The 17,234-nt window shown below is 72.6% G+C and carries 11 protein-coding genes; 10 read left to right on the plus strand and 1 reads right to left on the minus strand.

Annotation, left to right across the window (positions count from 1 at the left end; translation table 11 throughout):
* Positions 1-185: 185 nt before the first annotated feature.
* Positions 186-2,099 (plus strand): ABC transporter ATP-binding protein, encoded by a 1,914-nt coding sequence (locus O7625_RS12965; RefSeq protein WP_282346103.1) that lies wholly within the window; start codon positions 186-188, stop codon positions 2,097-2,099.
* On the plus strand, positions 2,096-3,883 hold the full coding sequence (locus O7625_RS12970; RefSeq protein WP_282346104.1) for an ABC transporter ATP-binding protein: 1,788 nt from the start codon (positions 2,096-2,098) through the stop codon (positions 3,881-3,883). The genes O7625_RS12965 and O7625_RS12970 overlap by 4 nt, the downstream gene beginning before the upstream one ends.
* Positions 3,884-4,067: 184 nt before the next feature.
* Here O7625_RS12970 and O7625_RS12975 read toward each other — a convergent pair whose 3' ends face one another.
* Complete coding sequence (locus tag O7625_RS12975) at positions 4,068-4,961, minus strand: glycosyltransferase family 2 protein (RefSeq protein ID WP_282346106.1); 894 nt, start codon at positions 4,959-4,961, stop codon at positions 4,068-4,070.
* Between the two features lie 281 nt (positions 4,962-5,242).
* Between O7625_RS12975 and O7625_RS12980 the strand changes: the two genes are divergently transcribed.
* From O7625_RS12980 to O7625_RS13015, 8 genes are all read left to right on the plus strand, one after another.
* Positions 5,243-6,688 carry an AMP-binding protein gene (locus O7625_RS12980; protein ID WP_282346108.1) on the plus strand — a complete coding sequence of 482 codons (1,446 nt, stop codon included), beginning with the start codon at positions 5,243-5,245 and terminating at the stop codon, positions 6,686-6,688.
* A 162-nt stretch (positions 6,689-6,850) separates the two neighbouring features.
* Positions 6,851-8,137 carry an extracellular solute-binding protein gene (locus O7625_RS12985; RefSeq protein WP_282346110.1) on the plus strand — a complete coding sequence of 429 codons (1,287 nt, stop codon included), beginning with the start codon at positions 6,851-6,853 and terminating at the stop codon, positions 8,135-8,137.
* 139 nt (positions 8,138-8,276) lie between these two features.
* A complete protein-coding gene (locus tag O7625_RS12990) occupies positions 8,277-9,110 on the plus strand; it encodes a sugar ABC transporter permease (RefSeq protein WP_282346112.1) in 834 nt (277 codons plus the stop codon).
* The gene (locus O7625_RS12995; protein ID WP_282346114.1) at positions 9,103-10,053 is read left to right on the plus strand and encodes a carbohydrate ABC transporter permease; all 951 of its coding nucleotides are present in this window, start codon (positions 9,103-9,105) and stop codon (positions 10,051-10,053) included. The genes O7625_RS12990 and O7625_RS12995 overlap by 8 nt, the downstream gene beginning before the upstream one ends.
* Positions 10,054-10,228: 175 nt before the next feature.
* Positions 10,229-10,759, plus strand: coding sequence for a phosphopantetheine-binding protein (locus O7625_RS13000; protein WP_089004026.1), 531 nt, complete (start codon positions 10,229-10,231; stop codon positions 10,757-10,759).
* Complete coding sequence (locus O7625_RS13005; protein ID WP_282346116.1) at positions 10,756-11,928, plus strand: serine hydrolase domain-containing protein; 1,173 nt, start codon at positions 10,756-10,758, stop codon at positions 11,926-11,928. Before O7625_RS13000 ends, O7625_RS13005 begins: the two co-directional genes overlap by 4 nt.
* 56 nt (positions 11,929-11,984) lie before the next feature.
* A complete protein-coding gene (locus tag O7625_RS13010; RefSeq protein WP_282346118.1) occupies positions 11,985-14,591 on the plus strand; it encodes an alpha-L-rhamnosidase in 2,607 nt (868 codons plus the stop codon).
* 228 nt (positions 14,592-14,819) lie between these two features.
* Positions 14,820-17,213: a CehA/McbA family metallohydrolase gene (locus tag O7625_RS13015; protein WP_282346120.1), complete on the plus strand. Its 2,394-nt coding sequence runs from the start codon at positions 14,820-14,822 to the stop codon at positions 17,211-17,213.
* Positions 17,214-17,234 lie beyond the last annotated feature (21 nt).

Consider the following 17,234-nt stretch of genomic DNA (forward strand, 5'->3'; position numbering starts at 1 on the left):
CGACGCCCGCCGGCCATCGACGCCCGTCTCGCTGGCGGGACGCGCCGCCGCGTCTTTCCCGGACCCGGCGGAGCGCGCCGCTGCGGTAGTGTCCCGCGTGGACAGTGCGCCGGCCGGGAATCCGCCGCCGGGCGCCGCCGATCCGATCACCGCACGACGATCCACACCGGATTTCTGGAGGACGGGTGCCGACAGCCGACCAGGTGGCGCGCGGCGACGAGCGGGCACGCCCGCCGTGGCGGGGATGGGGTCGGCGGGCCCGGCGACGCGCCGAGGCCGGCCGTCAGCTGGTGCACCTCAGCCGGTACGCCGGCCGCCCGCTGGTCGCCACGCTGCTGTCGGTGCACGTCGTCGCGGGGTTGATGCCGATGACGTTCGGCGTCGGTGTCGGTCTGGCCCTGAGCAGTCTGGCCGGCGACCCGGACCGGTCGGCCGCGGCCGGCTGGCTGACCGTCGCCCTCGTCGCCTTCGTCGTCCAGCAACTGCTGGCACCGCTGCAACGTGCCCTGTCGCAGGTGGTCTCGCGCCGGATCGACAGCTACTGCATCGCCCGGTACACCGAGGACGCCGCGATCCGGGCGTCGCTGCCGACCCTGGAACGCGCCGACGTGGCCGACCTGTTGAACCACGCGGAGGAGGAGTTCGACACCTGGATCCTGACGCCCGGTGGAGCGACCGAGGGCGCCCTGGCGCTCGTCGCGCGGTACGCCCAGCTGGTCAGCGCGGTCACCGTCGCGGCCGTCACCGCCGGTTGGCCGGTGGCGCTGGCCGCGGCGACGGTGGCCCTGGTCGTCCGCCGGGGCCACTCGATCGCCTTCCACCGCTGGGGTGCGCTGATCGTCAGCTTCGAGCCGGTCCGGCGACGGCTGACCTACCTGCGCGAACTCGCGACCACCACGCGGGCGGCGAAGGAGATCCGTACCCTCGGGCTGCTCGACTGGCTGGACCAACGCTACGAGGACGCGTCGCGCGACTACCTGGACCCGCTCTGGTCCTGGCGTCGGCGGGTCTACGGGGTGCCGTTCCTGGTGTACGCCGGCCTGGGGCTGATCGCCACGCTGGCGGCGTTCCTCCTGCTGGCCGGTTCCGTCGGCGCGGCCGGCGACGCCCCGGTGGCCGAGGTGGCCATCGGCGTGCAGGCGGTCGCCATCTGCGTCCGCTTCGGCCAGATGTTCCCCGAGTCGGACATGAAGATGGTGCACGGCCGCGCGGCCTGGGAGGCCATCGTCGCCTTCGAGCGGCTCTGCCGGGAGGACACCGACGACGACGGCACCGGGCGGAACCGCGTCGTCACCACGCCCCAGCGGCTGATCGCCCTGGAACAGGTGACCTTCGGCTACCAGCCGGACCGGCCGGTGCTGCGCGGGCTGGACCTCCGGCTGCCGGTCGGCACCTCGACCGCGCTGGTCGGGGTGAACGGCGCGGGGAAGACCACGCTGGTCAAGCTGCTGGCCGGTCTCTACCAGCCGGCTGGCGGCTCGGTCACCGTCGACGGGGTGGACCTGCGCCGGTTGGACCCCGAGGCCTGGCAGCGGACGTTCGCGGTGGTGTTCCAGGACTTCGTGCGCTACGAGGCCACCCTCCGGGAGAACGTGGCGATGGGCTCGGTGGAGCACCGTGACGACGACGAGGGCGTCACCGCCGAGCTGCGCCGGGTCGGGCTCGGGTACCTCCTCGACGAGCTGCCGCTGGGCCTGGAGACGCCGCTGACCCGGGCGCTGCCCGGCGGGCAGGACCTCTCCGGCGGGCAGTGGCAGCGGGTGGCGCTCGCCCGGGCGCTGTTCGCCGTCCGGCACGGGGCGAGCGTGCTCGTCCTCGACGAGCCGACCGCCCAGCTCGACGCGCGCGGGGAGGCGGAGTTCTACGACACCTTCCTCGACCTCACCCGGGGGGTGACCAGCCTGGTCATCTCGCACCGCTTCTCGTCGGTGCGGCAGGCGGACCGGATCGTGGTGCTCGCCGACGGGCGGATCGAAGAGGCCGGCAGCCACGACGAGCTGATCGCCAGCGGTGGCCGGTACGCGGGGATGTTCGCCGTGCAGGCCAGTCGGTTCGCCGACGGTGCCGCGACGTCGACACCGCTGGGGGGACCGGCATGAACAACACCTGGTTCGGGCTCCGGTGGCTGCTGCGGCTGGCGTGGCGGCTCGACCGACGGCGTTTCGTCATCGGGATGGGGCTGCTCCTGCCCGGCGCGCTGGCCACCCCGGCGGTCGCCCTCGCGCTCAAGAAGCTCGTCGACGCGGTCGTCGTCGACGCTCCCGGCGAGGCGGCGGCCTGGGGCGCGGTGGCCGCCGTGGTGCTGCTGTGCGAGCTGATGCTGGGGCACTTCGCCCACCTCTACTACTTCGAGCTGGCCGAGATCACCGACCAGCGGCTGCACCGGGAGCTGCTGCGGGCCGCCAACGGGTCCGACTGGCTGGAGCTGGGCGACGATCCGTCCTTCGGCGACCGGGTCGACCTGGTACGCCAGGACGTGCAGCGGATGCGGGCCGGCATCATCGGCGGGCTGCCGATGGCGGCCCTGGCGGCGCAGCTGGCCGTCACGGCCGTGGTGCTCGGCGTCCTGTCGCCGCTGCTGTTGCTGCTGCCCGTGGTGGCGGTGCTGCCGGTGGTGTTCGGCCGGCGCGCGGAGCACCTGCTGGAGTCGGCGCGGGAGCGGACGGCGCCGGTGACCCGGACGATCCGGCACTACCGCCGGCTGATGGTCGATCCGCGTTCCCAGCAGGAGATCCGGCTGATGGGCAACGCGCGGTACCTGCTCGGCAAGCAGGCCGAGCTGCTCACCACCTACCAGCGGACGATGAACGCGGCGCAGTGGCGCAGCACTGCATTGCGGCTGGCCGGGCAGCTCGCGTTCGCTCTGGGGTACGTCGGCTCGGTCCTCTACGTCTACCAGCTCGCCCGGCGGGGCGAGGCCACCGTCGGCGACGTCATCCTGGTGGTCACGCTGGCCACCCAGATCGCCACCCAGATGGCCGCCGGGCTGGACCTGTTCGGTGACGTCTACGCCTCGGCCAGCGGGGTGCGCCGCCTGCTCCAGCTCCGGGACGAGTCGCGGCAACGGTCGGGCGGCTCCGGCGCGACGCCGTTCGCCGTCGAGCGGATGACCGACGGCATCCGGTTCGAGAACGTCAGCTTCGCCTACGCGGGCAGCGACCGGACCGCCCTGCGCGACGTCGACCTGTACCTGCCGGCGGGCACCTGTGTCGCGCTCGTGGGCGAGAACGGCGCCGGCAAGAGCACCCTGATCAAGGTGCTGACCGGCCTGTACCCACCGACGGCGGGACGGGTGCTGGTCGACGGGGTGGATCTGGCGGCGACCGAGGTGACGTCCTGGCGACGACGGACCGCCACCCTGTTCCAGGACTTCGCCCGGATCGACCTCACCCTGCAGCACAGCGTGGGCGTCGGGCACCTGCCGGACGTGGACTCCCGCGAGGCGGTCACCGCGGCGATGCACCGGGCGCGGGCGACGGCCCTGCTGGAACGGATCGGCGACACCGGGGCGCTGATCGGCAGCGGCTACGGCGACGGCACCGAGCTGTCCGGCGGGCAGTGGCAGCGGGTCGGGTTCGCGCGGGCGGTGATGCGTACCGAGCCGATGCTGTTGTCGCTGGACGAGCCGGGGCACTCCCTGGACGCCCTCGCCGAGCAGCAGGTGTGTGACGCCTACCAGGCCACCGCGCGGGAGGTCGCCGCCCGGGTCGGCGGGGTCACCCTGTTCGTGACGCACCGGATGTCGACGGTCCGCCTCGCCGACCTCATCGTCGTGCTCGACGGCGGTCGGGTGGTCGAGCGGGGCACGCACGACGAACTCGTCGCCGCCGGTGGCCGTTACGCCGAGCTGTTCCACCTGCAGTCGCGGGCGTACACGGAATGAGCGGAGCGCCGGCAGCGGAATGAGCGGGGAGCCGGCGGCGGGGTGAGCAGGACGGCGGCAACGGTGCGCCGGCCCCGGGCACGCCGACGGTGCCGGGTGCGCCGGCCCCAGGCACCCCGACGGTGCTGGTGCGCCGGCTCCGGGCACGCAGACGGTATCGCGTGCCCGGAGCCGGTCGCCGGGACTAGGAGGCGGTGGTCTGACCGACCGCGCCGGACAGCCGCAGCAGCCGTTCGGCGTCCGGGTCGTCGGGCGCGGTCTGCGCGAAGCGTTCCGCGTGCCACCGCGCCTCGTGCGCGCGGTCGTTGCGGATCAGCACCTCGGCGAACTCCCGGTGGAAGTCCGGGCCGCGGTCGATCGCCCGCGGGTACCGGTCGCCGTACCGCTTCCAGACGTCGTAGGCGGCGAGCAGGATCGGATCCTGCTCGCCGGTGAGCTGCGCGGCGGCCTCGCCACCCGGCTGGCAGACCGCCCGGTACTCGGCCAGCGTCCGCGGGTTGCCCACGCTGCGGTGCCCGGCGGCCAGGAAGCGCCACATCAGCTCGGTGTCGTCGCCGACCCGGAACGTCTCGTCGAAGCGCAGCTCGTGCAGCACCCGGGAGCGGAAGACGCTGAAGCTGGGCAGGATGTACGACAGCTCGCACATCGCGTCGATGGTGTGCGGGAAGACCCAGTCCGGCTGGTCGAACAGCGGGACGGACTCCCCGCCCGGGGCGTGGCACATGCCGTTGTCGAGGACCATGTCGGCCTCGGGGTGGCGCTCCAGCACGTCGACCTGGCTCGCCAGGTACTCGGGGTGCCAGATGTCGTCGCTGTCGAGCAACGCGACGTACGGGCCGGACGAGGCGTCGAGGCCGGTGTTGCGGGCGACGGGTGGACCGCCGTTCACCCGCCGGATGACGCGTAGCCGGCTGTCCTGCCCGAACCGCCGGGTCAGCTCGTCGGCCGTGCCGTCGGTCGAGCCGTCGTCGACGACGGTCACCTCGATGTCCCGGAGGGTCTGACCGAGGACCGACTCGACGGCCTGCGGTACCACCGAGCGTCGGTTGTACGTGGTGATGACAACTGAGGCGCGCACGCGCAACCTCGCCCCCTCCGTGTCGGTGTCCTGTCCGGACGGTCGCGGAGGACGCCAACCGCGTCCGCGCCGGTAACGCTCCGACGGTGGTGGACCATCCGCAACGTCATGATCAGCTTGATGCGGTCCGAACCTATCACACCGTATCGACCCCCGCGGATGACCGGATCGTGGGAAGGTCGGTGCGGCGGGCCGGGCCGGTGGGGCAGGCGTCCGGCGCCCGGCGGCGGCCCGTGGCGCACCGGGGACACGGCCCCGACACGGCGGGTGGGGAGGCGGCGTTGACCGAGATCCGCGACCTGCTGCTCGGGGGATCCGACGGCGACCCGGCGCTCGTCTCCGCCCGCCGGACGATCACCTTCGGGGAACTGCGCGGGCGGTTGGACCGGACCGTCGGGGCGTTGCACACGATCGGCGGACGTGCGGAAAAGGAGGTGATCTTCTGTTTCCTGCAGAACTCGATCGAGTTGTCGCTTGTTTATCTGGGTGCCATTTCCGCCGGGCAGGCGGTGGCGTTGTTCCCGCCCGACACACCGGTGCACCGGAAACGACTTCTCGTCGCCACCTACCGACCCGGGATGGTGTTCCAGCGGCCCGGCGATCCCGATTCGTACCTGCGGGAAAGCGGATACCGGGCGGTCGGGTCGGCGGTGCCGGGCGGGACGGGCGCGGCCTGGATCGCCCCGGAGCCGGCCGGCGGGGTCGGGGCCGACCTGGCACTGCTGCTGTCCACCTCCGGCTCGACCGGGTCACCGAAGCTGGTGCGGATCGGTGCGGACGCCGTGCTGGCGAACGCCACCGGCATCGTGAGTGCCCTGGGCCTGTCCGCCGCGCAGCGCGCCGTGACCAGCGTGCCGCTCTGCTACAGCTACGGGCTCTCGATCCTGACCAGCCATCTCGTGGCCGGATCGGCGGTCGTGGTGACCGACCTGAGCCCGTTGAGCGTGGACTTCTGGAAACTCGTGCACCGTGCCGCCGTGACCACCGTCGGCGGAACCCCGCTGGTCCACGAGACGGTGCTGGGCGGACGGGCCGACCGGTTGCCGCCGTCGGTGCGGGTGCTCACCCAGGCGGGCGGACGACTGCCGCACCGGCTGCTCCGCGCCGCCGTCGACTGGGCCGGCCGTACCGGCGGGGCGTTCCACTGCATGTACGGCCAGACCGAGGCGACCTCCCGGATCACCTGCCTCGCCGCGGACCGCCTCGCCGACAAGCCGGGCTCGGTCGGCACCCCGCTGCCCGGCGGTCGGGTGACGGTGCGGCCGACCCGCCCGGGACGGGCCGAGGGGGCGATCCGCTACACCGGACCCAACGTGATGCTCGGCTACGCCACCTGCCGCGACGACCTGGCGCGCGGCCGGGAGGTCGACACGCTGGACACCGGTGACCTCGGCCGGCTCGACGACGAGGGTTTCCTCTACGTGACGGGCCGGTCGTCGCGGTTCGCCAAGGTGCTCGACCGCCGGGTGAGCCTGGACGACGTCGAGGAGTGGTGCGGGCCGGTGGGGCAGGTCGCCGCGGTCGCCACCGCCGGCGGGACACCGATCGTCGTCTTCACCACCCGGGAGCCGGACACCCTCGCACCGGCCCGGCGGGAGATCGCCGACACGCTCGGCGTCCCGGCGGCCATGGTGGTCGTCCGGCGGGTGGCCGCGATGCCGCGTACCGCCGCCGGAAAGCTCGACTATTCCGCGCTCGACCAGATGGTGGACGCCGGGTCCGGCTGACCATTGTCCGAATGACGACTAAGCGGCAGGACCGTCCACCACCGTCGACTTCGGCGGCGACGACACCGGCCAATCCGATGCCATCCTGACTGACGACTTAGGGCTAGACTACCGACCCACTGTCCAAGACCATCGTCTGCCGTCCAGGATGGAGAGACACCGGTGACTGCGAACAAGAGACTCCGTATTGCAGCGCTCGCGGTCACGCTGACGGTCGGCGCCTCACTCACCGCCTGCGGCGGCGAGGCCGAATCCTCCGGTGTCACCGAGATCCGCTACTCCGCCCGGCTGACCGGCGTGGGCGACGACGCCGACGCGGCGATCGTCGAGGCCTTCAACAAGAAGTTCGAGGGCCGGTACCGCGTCACCCGGACGGCGATCGACGACGAGACGTACAAGACGAAGCAGATCACCCAGCTGACCGGGGGTGACGCGCCGGACGTCTTCTACGCGTGGGCGGGCGGCCGGGCGAAGGACGTCATCGACGCCGGCTTCGCCGCCCCGCTCGACGGCTACTACGAGCAGTACGGCTGGACCAAGCGGCTGAACGCCCTCGGCCAGACCCAGGCGACCTTCGACGGCAAGAAGTACTTCGCCCCGACGATGATGTCCTCCAGCGCCATCTGGTACCAGCCCGGCATCTTCGCCCAGAAGGGCGTCACCGTCCCCAAGACCATGCCGGAGCTGGAGGCGGCGGCGGCCAGGCTCAAGGCCGGCGGGGTGGCCCCCTTCATCCTCTCCAACAAGGAGAAGTGGGAGGCCCAGTTCTACTGGACGCAGCTCGTCGTGGCGGAGAACGGGCCGGCGGTCTACAACGACCTGGTCGCCGGCAAGGGTAGGTGGACCGACGCGCCGTTCGTCGCGGCCTGGCAGAAGCTCGCCGACTGGAACGCGGCGGGCTACTACTACGGTTCGCCGAACTCGATCGGCTACGCCGACTCGACCATCCCGTGGGTCAAGGGCGAGGGGGCGATGAACGTGCAGGGCAACTGGTACCCGAGCACCATCGCCGGGTCGGACAAGGCGGCGGCCGACAAGATGGACTACTTCGTCTTCCCCGCGGCGGTAGGTAAGCAGAGCACGCTGGAGATCTACGCCGAGAACACCCTGATGATCAACGCGAAGTCGGACCAGCGTCGCCGGGACGCCGCCGCGGCCTTCGTCGACTACTACGTCGCCGCCGAGGCGCAGACGACCCTGGGCAAGGCCGGCCGGCTGTTCCCCGCCAACGTCGAGGTCGACCTGACGACGCTCGACCTGTCCAAGGTCATGCTCAAGCTCGCGGACGCCATGAAGTCGCAGACGAGCGACAGCTTCCTGCACGTCGACCTCGCCTTCACCGCCGAGGTCGCGAACGAGTTCCTCGACGCCACCCAGGGCGTCGTCAACAAGACCGTGACGCCCGCCGAGGCGGCCAAGCGCGTGCAGGCCGTGGCCGACCGGCAGTAGCCGGCGGGACACCGGTCGACCTGGAGGCAGTGTGAACGGTCCGAGGCGCCGCGCGCCGGTGCGGCGGTCATCGGCGCGCGGACGTCCGGCCCGGCCGGCGCGGACGTCCCGGGAAGGTCTGCTCTACCTGACCCTTCCCGTGATCGCGTACGTCGCCGTCATCATCCTGCCGATCGTCATGACCGCGCGGCTGAGCCTCTACAAGTCCAACGGCTTCACGCCGCCGCAGTGGGTGGGCCTCGACAACTACACCCGGATGGCGGAGGACCCCGCCTTCCGGACGGCGTTGGTGAACACCCTCGTCTGGACCGCGGTGACGATGACCGTCCCGGTGGCGGTCGGCCTCGTATACGCCGCCGTGCTGAACTCGCGGCGGCTGCGCGGCACGGGGCTGCTGCGGGCGCTGGTCTTCCTGCCGAGCACGATGAGCCTGGTGACCCTGGGCATCATGTTCTCCCTGGTCTACAACTCGTCGTTCGGCGCCCTGAACGGGGTGCTCGACGCCGTCGGCCTCGGCTTCCTGGCCCAGGACTGGCTCGGCGACCCGGACCTGGTGCTGTACTCGCTCGTCGCGGTCTTCGCCTGGCAGTTCTCGGGCCTCAGCATGGCGCTGTTCAACGCCAGCATCAGACAGATCCCGGCGGAACTCTACGAGGCCGCCCGGGTCGACGGCGCGAACGGGCTCCAGCGGTTCCGCTACGTCACGCTGCCGAGGGTCCGGCCGGTCATGGTGGTCGTCGTCGCGCTGACCGTGATCCAGTCGCTCCGGTCGTTCGACCTCGTCTACGTGATGACCAAGGGCGGGCCGGACAACGCGAGCGCCCTGCTGGGCTACTACATGTACGTCCAGACGTTCGTGAACCGCAACCAGGGCTACGGCGCCGCGATCGCCGTGGTCATCCTGCTGCTCAGCCTCACCTTCGCGATCGTGTACGTGCGCCGGGTGGCAACGCGGGAGGCGTTCGATGAGTGACCCGTCCGAGGTCGTCGACGACACCAGCCCCGACGGGACCGTACCGGTCGACGAGCTGCCGGGCGACGAGCTGTCGGTCGACAAGCGCCCGGGCGGCGCACGGCCCCGGCGACGACGGCCCCGGCGACGCTACTCGGTCACCGCGTCGGTGGCCGCGGCCGTCGCGGTGCTGCTGTGGCTCTACCCCTTCTGGCTGTCGTTGCAGACGTCGCTCAAGTCGGACGCGGAGATCCGGGAGAGCCCGTTCTCGCCGGCCGTGCCACCCACCCTCGACGCGTACGTGCGCGCGTGGACGACGCTCGACATGCCGACCCTGCTGGGCAACAGCCTGGTGCTGGCGGTGGGCGGCGCGCTGATCAACGTGGTGGTCACCTTCCCGATCGCGTTCTTCATCGCCCGCCGCCTGATCCCGTTCGCCGATGCGCTCTTCGTCTTTCTCCTGGTCGGGCTGATGGTCCCGCAGCAGATGGTCGTCCTGCCGCTGTACCGGATCGCCGAGTCGCTCGGCCTGACCGGCTCGCTGGCGGGTCTCGTCCTGATCCACGGGGTGTACGGGATCCCGTTCAGCCTGCTCATCTTCCGGGGCTTCTTCGCCGGCGTCCCGCGGGCACTCGACGACAGCGCCCGGTTGGACGGGTGCAGCGACTCAGGGGTGCTGCTGCGCATCCTCGCGCCGCTCAGCGGCCCGGCGCTGGCCACCGTCTTCGTGCTCCAGTTCATCAACATCTGGAACGAGTTCCTCTTCGCCGTGGTGCTGCTCAACAACTCCGACAGCTGGCCGGTCACGGTGGGCGTGCTGCCGGTGCAGCTGAGTCAGTACTTCGTGTCCTGGAACCTGCCGGCGGCGGCCCTGCTCATCGCGCAGCTTCCGACGCTCGTGCTCTACGTCGTGGCGCAGCGGTGGGTGGTGCGTGGCATGACCGCCGGGGCGATGAGCGGCTGACCGCCGCCGCAGTACCGCACCGGCCGGTCAGCCATCGACAATCTTCCCTCCCGTGGGGTCCTCCCGGTATGGTCGGTGACCTGGCCGGGTGCGGCGGGGGAGACCGCCCGCGCCCTGCGGTGAGGACACCGCCCGACCATCCCGCCGAGAGTCGGCACGTCGAGATGGGGTCGCTATGCCCGCTGTGCGCAAGGACGTCGAGGCGACGCTGGTCGACCGGCCCGACGTCGACGGTGCGACGGTCATCGACTACGGCGCGCCCGGCCCGGTGCTGGCCCTGGTGCGGCCCGACGGCTTCTGCAGCGGCCCCGAGCTGCGGGACGCCTGCGCCGAGGTGCTCGAAGCGGCGGCGTCGCGGATCACCGTCGTGCTGGCCACGGAGCTGCCGGACCTGGCGGACGGCTTCCCCGACCCCGAGTCGCTGCTGGCGGAGTCGGTCTACGTCTACCGCTACGAGCCGGCCACGACCGAGACCGAGGAGCGGGTCGTCGCGCTGTGGAACCGGATCCTGGACCGGAACCGGACGGGGGTGACCGACGACTTCCTCGACCTCGGCGGTGACTCGGTGAGCGCGGTGCGGGTCGTCGCCGAGATCAGGAACGAGTTCGGTGTCGACGTCGACCTGATGCGGTTCTTCAACAATCCGTCGGTGCGGCACGTCGCGGCGCTGGTCGATGCCGGGCGGGACCGGGGAACGACCGGATGAGCCGGCGGGCGGGAGCCGCCGCCGACCTCCCCGACATCGAGGCCCACCGCGCGTCGCCGGCCGCCATGCTCGACGCCTTCGTGGCCGGGGGCCACTGCCGGAGCGGGCAGCTCGTCGTCCGGGTCGACGGCCGGCAGGTGCTCAGCCACGCGGCCGGTGAGGCCCGGCCGGGCGTGCCGATGTCCGTCGGGACCAAGGCCAGGCTGGACTGCGCGATGAAGCCGGTGGTGGCCATGGGCATCCTGGCGCTGGCGGCGCGCGGGCTGCTCTCCGTCGACGAGCCGGTGAGCCGGTACGTCCCCGAGTTCGGCTGCGGCGGCAAGGAGACGATCACGGCGCACCACCTGCTCACCCACACCGCCGGGCACTTCATGCCCCGCAACGCGTTCCCCTACATCTCGTCGCCGGCCGTGCTGAAACAGCGGCTGTTCGCCGGGGAGATCGGCGACTGGACGCCCGGCACCGTCATCCGGTACGACAGCTGGGGCGGCTGGTGGACGCTGACCGAGATGATCGAGCGGGTGACGACCATACCCTGGACCGACTTCCTCACCGAGCACGTCCTGCGGCCGGCGGGCGCCGACGCGCTGGAGCTGGTCCCCGTCCCGGGGCCGGACCCGTCCCGGCTCGAACTGGCCTACTGGTCCCTCCGGTTCGGCGGGCCGGTCTGCGAGCTGACCCGGCTGAACAGCCCGCAGGCGCTCGCCTGGCCCAACCCGGCCTACGGCGGGTACGCGCCGATGGAGGCGCTGGCCGAGCTGTACTCGGTGCTGAGCGAGCCGGAACGGTGCCGGGACCTCCTCGGGTTCGACCCGTCGCCGATGACCACCACGCAGCAGCCGGCCGGGCTGACCGAGGAACCCCCCGACCGGTTCGTCACCGGGTCCGAGGAGGACGACGGGGCCGACCGGTCGTTCCGGGTGGAGAACGGCATGGGGTACGGCATGTTCCTCCGGCTGGACCGGTGCAACTTCTACCGCGCGGTCTCACCAGCCAGCTTCGGGCACCACAGCAACGCGGGGACGTGGGGCATGTGCGACCCCCGGGCCGGCCTGGTGATCGCGCTACGGATGAACGGCGTGCCCCGGGAGCTGGTCGGCGACGGGAGCGCCTACCGCTCCACCCACGGCCACCCGGTCGTCGCCGCCGTGTACCGGGCGTTCCGCTGACCCCGGTGGCGGGGGCCGGCGGAGCCGCGGGCCGGGCGACGCAGAGGAGCCGGCAGATGGCGGACGTCCGGGTGGGCCGGGTGCGGTTCGGGCACCTCCGTACCGCGTTGGGCATCGGTGACCGCTCGCCGCGGCTGTCCTGGCGCACCGGGTCCGCGCCGGACGGCTGGCGGCAGGCCGGCTACGAGGTCGAGGTGGACGGCACGACCCACCGGGTCGCCTCGCCGGACTCGGTGGGCGTGCCGTGGCCGGCGTCGGAGCTGCGCTCCCGGGACCGTCGTACGGTGCGGGTCCGGGTGACCGGCGTGGACGGGCGGGTCTCCCCGTGGAGCGCACCGGCGACGGTGGAGGCGGGGCTGCTGGAGCCGGCGGACTGGACGGCCCGGCTGGTCGCCCCGCCGGACGGCCCGGCCCCCCTCGTGCGCCGGTGCTTCACCCTCGACGCGCCGGTCGCCTCGGCCCGGCTCTACGTCACCGCGCACGGCCTGTACCGGGCCGAGATCAACGGGCGGCCGGTCGGTGCGGACGCCTTCGCGCCCGGCTGGACGAGCTACCACCACCGGCTGCGCTACCAGACCTACGAGGTGACCGACCTGCTGCGGCCGGGCGGCAACGTGCTGGGGGCGCAGCTGGCGGACGGCTGGTTCCGGGGCCGGTTGACCTTCGCCACCCGTCGCCGGAACGTCTACGGCGACCGGTTGGCCCTGCTGGCGCAGCTGGAGGTCGTCCTGGTCGACGGCCGCACGGTGACCATCGGCACCGATGCCTCCTGGCGGTCGGCCACCGGACCGGTGACCTCCGCCGACCTGTACAACGGCGAACACCACGACGCCCGGCTCGAACAGCCCGGCTGGTCCGCCCCCGGTTTCGACGACCGGGGCTGGCGGCCCTGCGCGGTGCGGGACCTCGACCCGGGCATCCTGGTGGCACCCGACGGGCCACCGGTCCGCCTGATCGAGCGGGTGCCGGTCCGCGCGGTGCTGACCTCGCCGTCCGGCCGGACCCTGCTCGACTTCGGGCAGAACCTGGTGGGCACCCTGGAGATCCGGCCGAAGGGGCCGGCGGGCACGACGGTCACCCTGCGCCACGCCGAGGTGCTGGAGCACGGCGAGCTCGGTGTCCGGCCGCTGCGGACCGCCGCCGCCACCGACCGGTACACGCTGCGCGGCGACCCGGAGGGGGAACGGTGGCGACCGCGGTTCACCTTCCACGGCTTCCGGTACGCGGAGGTGACCGGTTGGCCCGAGGAACTACGGGCCGAGGACGTCACCGCCCTCGTCCACCACTCCGACCTGGAGCGCACCGGGTGGTTCGCCTGCTCCGACCCGCTGCTGACCCGGCTGCACGGGAACGTCGTCTGGTCGATGCGCGGCAACTTCCTGGACGTCCCGACCGACTGCCCGCAGCGTGACGAGCGGCTGGGCTGGACCGGCGACATCCAGGTCTTCGCGCCGACCGCCAGCTACCTGTACGACTGCGCCGGGTTCCTGACCTCCTGGTTGAAGGACCTGGCCGCCGACCAGACACCGGACGGCATCGTGCCGCTGTTCGTGCCCCGGGTCGACCTGGGCGGGCCGTTCGCCGAGCCGGTCGGGCACGCCGGGTGGGGCGACGCGGCGGTGCTGGTGCCGTGGGCGGTGTACCGGCACTTCGGCGACACCGGGATCCTCCGCCGCCAGTACCGGAGCATGTGCGCCTGGGTGGACGGGGTCACCGCCGCGCTCGGCGGGAGGCCGCTGTTCGACGAGCCGGAGCTGACGTACGGCGACTGGCTGGACCCCACCGCGCCGCCGGACAACCCGGCGGCGGCCGTCACCGACCCGGTCCTGGTCGGTACCGCCTACCGGGTGCACACCGCCCGGGTGCTGTCGCGGATCGCCCGGATCCTCGGCGAGGAGGCGGACGCGGACAGGTTCGCCGAGCTGGCCGAGCGCTGCCGCCGGGCGTTCTGCGACGAGTACGTCAGCCCGAACGGTCGGCTCGTCGGCGACTCGCCGACCGGCTACGCGCTGGCCCTGGAGTTCGCGCTGCTCGACGACGACCGGCAGCGTACGCGGGCGGCGGAACGGCTGGTCGAGGTGGTGCGCAGCCGGGGCCACCGGATCGCCACCGGTTTCCTCGGCACTCCGCTGATCTGCGACGCGCTGGTCACGGCCGGCGCGCTCGACGACGCCTACCAGCTCCTCACCCAGCGGGAGTGCCCGTCCTGGCTGTACCCGGTCACCATGGACGCCACCACCGTCTGGGAACGGTGGGACGCCATGCTGCCCGACGGAAGTGTCAACCCGGGGGAGATGACGTCCTTCAACCACTACGCGCTCGGCGCGGTCGCGGACTGGATGCACCGGGTGCTCGGCGGCCTCGCGCCCGGGGCGCCGGGGTACCGGGTCCTCACCGTCGCACCCCGCCCCGGTGGCGGGGTGGCCTGGGCCAGGACCGCGCACCTGACCCCGTACGGCCGGGCCGAGGTGTCCTGGCGGCGGGCGGACGGCCTGCTCACCGTCGACGTCACCGTGCCTGTCGGGGTCACCGCCGTGGTGGTGCTGCCCGGCGGCGATCCCGTCGAGGTCGGACCCGGCCGGCACCGGTTCAGCGCGGCCCACCGCGCGCCGGCCGACGACCCGGTCTGGCACCCACCCCCCATCCCCACCGACTTCGACTGAACCGCAGGGCGTCCGTCCCGCCGGCGGGACGGACGCCCGGAGGTGGTGGAAGCGTTGCGGGCGGACGATAATGATCTCGGGTTTTGCATCGACTCGTATCGACGTGCTGGTGGGCCGGCCGCGCGGTGGGGAAGCACTTCCGTGCCGCGTACGGATCGAAGGGGGGATGGGGAGCCGGGTCCGTCCGGACGCCGCGTCCCCGGACTATCAATGCCGAGTTACCAGCCAGTGGACCTCTCCGCGGTGTGCAACGCCGGTGTCGACGTGCTCGGCGAGCCGCCGGGCCGGGCGCCGATCGGGCGGGTCGACCTGCGTGGCCTGCCGTTCCTGATCGGGTCGGAACCGCCGTCCGCGCAGCGGTGCTACCTGATGCCCACCGCGCCGGTGTCGGTCCGGATCGGCCGCCCCGCGCCCCGGGTGATCATCGCGCACCGGCTGCTCGAACGGGACGCCCCGGTGGCCCACCCGGTCGGGCAGACCGTCGCGGAGTACGCGTTCCACCTGGCCGACGGCCGGGTCGTCCGGGTGCCGGTCCGGGAGCGGTTCGAGATCGAGATCGTGCACCCGCCACTGTGGAGCAGGCAGCCGTTCCTCGGCGTCACCGACACCGCCGACTACGAGCAACCCCGCTTCGCGGGCGACGACTGGGGCGAGGCCGGCTTCCGGCTGACCGAACACACCAGACAGGCCCCCATCGGGTACTACCTGTGGTGCTGGGAGAACCCCCACCCGCAGGTGCCGGTCGAACGGATCGAGTTCATCCCGACGTCCGCCCGCCTCATCGTCGCCGGCATCACGACCAGTGACGTCGACGAGTACCCCTTCGTCCGCACCCCGGCCCGCCCGGTGCGGCTGACGCCGAAGGACGGGCGGACCGGCCCCCTCGGCGTCCACGTCGACCGGGGGGTGGCCACCAGCCCGCAGCCGCTGCCCGGCGTCGCGGACGACCGGGTCGGCTGGGGCACCGCCGGCGGAACGTCGAGGTACGCGCTGGTCGCCGCCCTGCCCTCGGCCACCGTCACGGTCCGCCAGGGCGACGAGGAGCTCGCACGGCTGCGCTGGGCCGACGTCGAGCGGGGTCCGGTGGACACCGGCCGGGTCTGCGTGGAAGTGGTGGAGAGCGGCCGGAACTGGGTGCACGTCACCGTCGTCGACGACGCGACCGGCGCACCGGTGCCGTGCCGGGTCCACTTCAGCTCGGCCGCCGGGGTGCCCTACCAGCCGCACGGCCACCACCAGCACGTCGCGCAGAACCTGCGGAGCTGGCACTACGACGTGGGCGGCGACGTCCGGCTGGGGGAGCGCACCTACGCCTACATCGACGGCACCTGCCAGGGGTGGCTGCCGCGCGGCGACGTGATCGTCGACGTCGCCCGCGGCTTCGAGTACGAGCCGCTGCGGCAGACCGTGCGGATCGAGCCGGGGCAGCAGAGCCTGGAGCTGCGGATCAGCCGGATCGCCGACCTGGCCGCCGAGGGATGGTGGTCGGGCGACTCGCACGTGCACTTCCTGTCGACCGCCGGCGCCCAGCTCGAACAGCTCGGTGAGGACCTGCGGGTGGTCAACCTGCTGCAGTCGCAGTGGGGCTCGCTGTTCACCAACACCGAGGACTTCTCCGGCCGGCCCGCCGTGGTCGACGGCGGCGGCTACCTGACGTACGTCGGGCAGGAGAACCGGCAGCACACGCTCGGCCACGTGGTGCTCTGGGGTCTGACAGAGCCGGTCATGCCGTGGTGCAGCGACGGCCCCGGTGAGGCCGAACTCGGCGGCGCGCTGGACGCCACGTTGAGCGACTGGGCCGACCGGACCCACGCCCAGGGCGGCACGGTCGTCGCGGCGCACTTCCCCAACCCCAACGGCGAACCGGCAGTGCTCGTGGCGACCGGGCGGGCGGACGCCGTCGAGATGGCCGCCTACTCGGACGGCGCGACCGAGGAATACTACCACTACCTCAACAGCGGCTACCGGCTGCCGCTGGTCGGCGGCACCGACAAGATGTCCAGCGCCGTGCCGGTCGGCCTCTACCGGACGTACGCGCGGGTGGACGGCGAGTTCAGCTATCCGGCCTGGTGCCAGGCGGTACGGGCCGGGCGGACGTTCCTCTCCGGAGGGCCGCTGGTGACACTCACCGTCGACGGCGACGGACCCGGCGACACCGTCCGCCTCGCCGGACCCGGGACGGTCCGGGTGCACGCCACCGTGCGCAGCATCTTCCCGCTGCGTTGCCTCGAGGTCGTGCTCAACGGCGAGGTCGTCGCCCGCGCGGAGACTGACGGCGGCCGACAGGCGGAGATCACCACGGAGCTGCCGATCGGCGCGCACTCGTGGCTCGCCTGCCGGGCCTTCGGCACCGACTACCACCTCGACGAATGGGCCCGCCGGGTCTTCGCGCACACGTCCCCGGTCTACGTCGCCTGCGGCGGCGACTGGGCGATGGCCGACCGGGAGGGGATCCGGCGGATCCGGGCACTCGTCGAGGGTGCCCGCGACTACGTCCGGCACACCGCGGCCCGCCGGCCCGACCACTCCACCACCCACCACCACGGCGAGGTAGACCACCTCGCCTGGCTGGAACGTCCGTTCACGGAGGCCCTGCGGGCACTGGACGAGCGCGGGAGCTGACAGACATCGCCGACGTGCCGA

The organism is Micromonospora sp. WMMD714 (genome assembly GCF_029581315.1).
Classification (GTDB): Bacteria; Actinomycetota; Actinomycetes; order Mycobacteriales; family Micromonosporaceae; genus Micromonospora; species Micromonospora rifamycinica.

Coding starts and splice junctions, on each gene's coding strand:
- O7625_RS12970 (WP_282346104.1), top strand. CDS start 2,096: ATGAACAACACCTGGTTCGGGCTCCGGTGGCTGCTGCGGCTGGCGTGG.
- O7625_RS12995 (WP_282346114.1), top strand. CDS start 9,103: ATGAGTGACCCGTCCGAGGTCGTCGACGACACCAGCCCCGACGGGACC.
- O7625_RS13000 (WP_089004026.1), top strand. CDS start 10,229: ATGCCCGCTGTGCGCAAGGACGTCGAGGCGACGCTGGTCGACCGGCCC.
- O7625_RS13005 (WP_282346116.1), top strand. CDS start 10,756: ATGAGCCGGCGGGCGGGAGCCGCCGCCGACCTCCCCGACATCGAGGCC.
- O7625_RS13010 (WP_282346118.1), top strand. CDS start 11,985: ATGGCGGACGTCCGGGTGGGCCGGGTGCGGTTCGGGCACCTCCGTACC.